The 3,651-nt window shown below is 70.0% G+C and carries 4 protein-coding genes; all 4 read left to right on the forward strand.

From position 1 onward, the window contains the following. The coding region (locus KBX39_RS26305; protein WP_210873024.1) for an iron-containing alcohol dehydrogenase at window positions 1-411 on the forward strand (411 nt) is incomplete at its 5' end. Further along, on the forward strand, window positions 408-1,835 hold the full coding sequence (locus KBX39_RS26310; protein ID WP_312247491.1) for an NAD-dependent succinate-semialdehyde dehydrogenase: 1,428 nt from the start codon (window positions 408-410) through the stop codon (window positions 1,833-1,835). The genes KBX39_RS26305 and KBX39_RS26310, both read left to right, overlap by 4 nt. Window positions 1,836-2,118: 283 nt before the next feature. Continuing rightward, complete coding sequence (locus KBX39_RS26315) at window positions 2,119-3,174, forward strand: dipeptidase (protein ID WP_210873026.1); 1,056 nt, start codon at window positions 2,119-2,121, stop codon at window positions 3,172-3,174. 49 nt (window positions 3,175-3,223) lie between these two features. Continuing rightward, window positions 3,224-3,651, forward strand: a 428-nt coding sequence (locus tag KBX39_RS26320) for an ABC transporter substrate-binding protein (protein WP_247660612.1), incomplete at its 3' end; no start/stop codon positions are given.

Consider the following 3,651-nt stretch of genomic DNA (forward strand, 5'->3'; position numbering starts at 1 on the left):
GGCACCCACCTGTGCCACGCCCTGCAGTACCCGATCGGCGCGCTCACCAAGACTCCGCACGGGCTCGGCACCGGGCTGATGCTCCCGTACGTCATCGACACGCTGACGGCGCAGCCGGCGGTCGCCGAGCGGCTCGCGGCGCTCGGCGCGGCGCTCGAAGCGGTCCCGGCCGCGGACGCCTCCGCGGCGCGGACGCTCGCCCGGGTGGTCGAGATCAACCGGGAGATCGGCGTGCCGCGCACGCTCGCCGAGATCGGGCTGATGCGCAGCCAGCTTCCGCAGATCGCCGAGCTGGGGCTCAGGTCCACCCGGCTGATCGCGGCCGCGCCGGTGGACCCGTCCCGCGAGCTGCTGCTCGACATCCTGGAACGCGCCCACGACGGCGCCATGGCGAATGGGAGTCTCAGGTGAACCTGCTCGCGGACCTCTTCATCGACGGGCAGTGGCGGCCCGGCTCCGACGGCCGCCGGTTCGACGTGACCGACCCCGCCGACCTCTCCACCATCGCCCGGTTCGCCGTCGCGACGGAGCAGGACTGCATGGCGGCCGTGGACGCCGCGGCGGCGGCCCAGCCCGCCTGGGCCGCGACCGCCCCGCGCGAGCGCAGTGAGCTGCTGCGCCGGGCGTACGAGATCCTCACCGACGAGGTCGAGGTCTTCGCCGAGCTGATGGTGCGGGAGAACGGCAAGTCGTGGGCGGACGCGATCGGCGAGGCCAACTACGCCAAGGAGTTCTTCCGCTGGTTCGCCGAGGAGGCCGTCCGGGTGCCGGGCGACTACCGCCTCTCCCCGGCGGGGGACAAGCGGATCGTCGTGGACCGGCAACCCATCGGCGTGTCCCTGCTGGTCACGCCGTGGAACTTCCCGGCCGCGATGGCCACGCGCAAGCTCGGCCCGGCGCTGGCGGCCGGGTGCACGACCATCCTCAAGCCCGCGCGGGAGACGCCGCTGACCGCCGCCTACGTCGTGGAGGTCCTGCGCCGTGCCGGCGTGCCGCGTGGCGTGGTCAACCTGGTCACTCCGGTGCCGACCGGCCCGCTGGTGAAGCGGATGATCGACCGTCCCGAGGTCCGCAAGCTCTCCTTCACCGGCTCCACCGAGGTCGGCCGTGAGCTGCTGCACGCCTGCGCGGACAGCGTGGTCAGCACGTCGATGGAGCTCGGCGGCAACGCCCCGCTCATCGTGCTGCCGAGCGCGGACCTGGACACCGCAGTGGAGGGCGCTCTGCTGGCCAAGATGCGCAACGGCGGGTCCGCCTGCACCGCGGCCAACCGCTTCTACGTCCATTCCTCGGTGCACGACGAGTTCGTCGCCCGGATGGACGCCGCCCTCGCCGCGGTGTCGGTCGGGCCGGGGCTCGACCGGGCGAACGACCTGGGCGCGCTCGTCTCGGTTGCCGAGCGGGACAAGGTGGCGGACCTGGTCCGGACCGCCGTCGCGCAGGGGGCCACCGTGGTGCGCGGCGGACGGTCTCCGGGCCACGGCGCGTTCTACGACGCGACGCTGCTGACCGGTGTGGTGCACGGCTCCACCATCACCACGACAGAGATCTTCGGGCCGGTCACCGCGGTGATCCGCTTCGACCACGTCGACGACGCGGTCGAGATGGCGAACGACACCGTCTACGGCCTGATGGCGTACGTCTTCGGTGAGGAGCGGGAGGCGATGGCCGTCGCCCGGCGTCTGGAAGCCGGGATGGTGGCCGTGAACCGGGGCGTCGTCAGCGACCCGGCCGCCCCGTTCGGCGGGGTCAAGCAGAGCGGCCTCGGCCGGGAGGGCGGCTCCGAGGGCATCCTGGAGTTCCTGGAGGAGAAGTACATCGCGCTCACCGCGTGAAGGTCGAACCTCTCGACGAAGCGCCCGGCTCCGGCCGGGCGCTTCTCGTGTCCGGTGTGACCCGCGCCGGTCCACTGTGCACCATGCCGTATTTGTCCTCCATAAGGGTCTTCTCGCGCTATGGCGGATTCGCGCCGGACGGGCACCCTCGATCGGTTTGCTAGAGCTATAACGACGAAATTCGTCGCTTCAAAGCTGTCTACCGACGAGTTGCTGAGATTTCATGGACAATAACTGGCGTGGCTCGTAGAGTCTCGGCATCTTCCGATGATCTGGAGATGACGTGAAGACTGCCGCCACCGCCCAACCCGTTCGTTCCGCCGCCGACCTGCACGCCGCCGCAACAGTGGTGGACGGAAGCACGGTCATCGAGCTGAGCGACGCCCACCTCGACCGGATCCGGCGAGGAGGCGTCACCGCGGTCAACCACACGGTCACCCGGCCGTACGCGGACACCGTCACCGCCCTGCGCGAGGTCAACCGCTGCCGCAGGTGGATCGACGCACACCCGGACGAGGTGCTGCTCGCCCTGACCGTGGACGACATCCACCGGGCCAAGGCCGAGGGCAAGGAGGCCGTCATCCTCGGCCCGCAGGACACCGAGATGATCGGGGGTGACCTCGACCTGCTCGGCACGTTCCACGACCTGGGCGTCCGCATCCTTCAGCTGACCTACCAGCGGCAGAACCTGCTCGGCGCGGGCTGCGGCGAGGACACCGACTCGGGGCTGACGCACCGGGGCCGCGCCTTCGTCAAGGCGATGAACCAGCTGGGCGTGCTGGTCGACGTCTCGCACAGCGGCGAGCGCACCGGCCTGGACGCGATGGACGCCTCGGACAAGCCGGTCGTCGTCACGCACGCCTTCTGCGACGCGCTGTCGCCGCACATCCGCGCCAAGTCGGACGGATACCTGCGGCGCCTCGCCGAGCAGGGCGGCGTCATGGGCATCACCACCCTGTCGGGGTTCCTGTACCACCCGGAGGACCCGTCCCGTCGTCCGGACCTGACCCGCTTCGTGGAGCACGTCTGCCGTGTGGTGGAGGTGGCCGGCGTCGACCACGTCGCCGTCGCCACCGACTACGACGAGACGTGGACCGAGGAGATGCGGATCGCGCAGCTCAAGAGCATCGCGCAGGCGAACTCGAAGGAGCACCAGAACCTGCTCGGTGACTTCGGATGGGAGGAGCGCCGGGCGATCGGCATGGACGACGCCGCGGACTTCCCCAACATCACCGAGGCGCTTCTGGCCGGCGGATTCTCGCCGGAGGACGTGATCAAGATCCTCGGCGGCAACTGGCTTCGGGTCTATGGGGAGGCATGGAAGCCGGCCGCGCGATGAAGCGCTAATCGTGACACTGCCAAGGAGACTGATGCGTACCCGAATTCTGATGAGAGCGCTGGCGGTGGGCGTCGTGACGACGCTCGCGGCCGGCTGCGGAGGCGGCGAGCCGCCGTCGGGCAAGTCCGGTGGCAACGCCAGCGACGGCCTCACCAGCAACGTCAAGCTCGAGGACGAGACGCAGGCAGCCGGCACGCCGAAGTCCGGTGGCCGCCTGCGGATCATGATCCGGCTGGACGCCAACGAACTCGACCCGCACCGGATGTCGGAGACCTCGGCCTTCGTCATCAACGAGCAGATCTACGAGTCGCTCGTGCAGTCGTACCGGGGCGAGATCAAGCCGGCGATCGCCGAGTCGTGGGAGCTGAGCGCGGACGGCCAGACCGTGACGTTCAAGCTGCGCGACAACGCGTACTTCCACAGCGGCCGCAAGGTGACCGCTGCCGACGTGAAGTACTCGATCGAGCGGATCAAGGA

Source organism: Micromonospora sp. D75, from assembly GCF_018070405.1.
GTDB classification, from domain to species: Bacteria; Actinomycetota; Actinomycetes; order Mycobacteriales; family Micromonosporaceae; genus Micromonospora; species Micromonospora chalcea.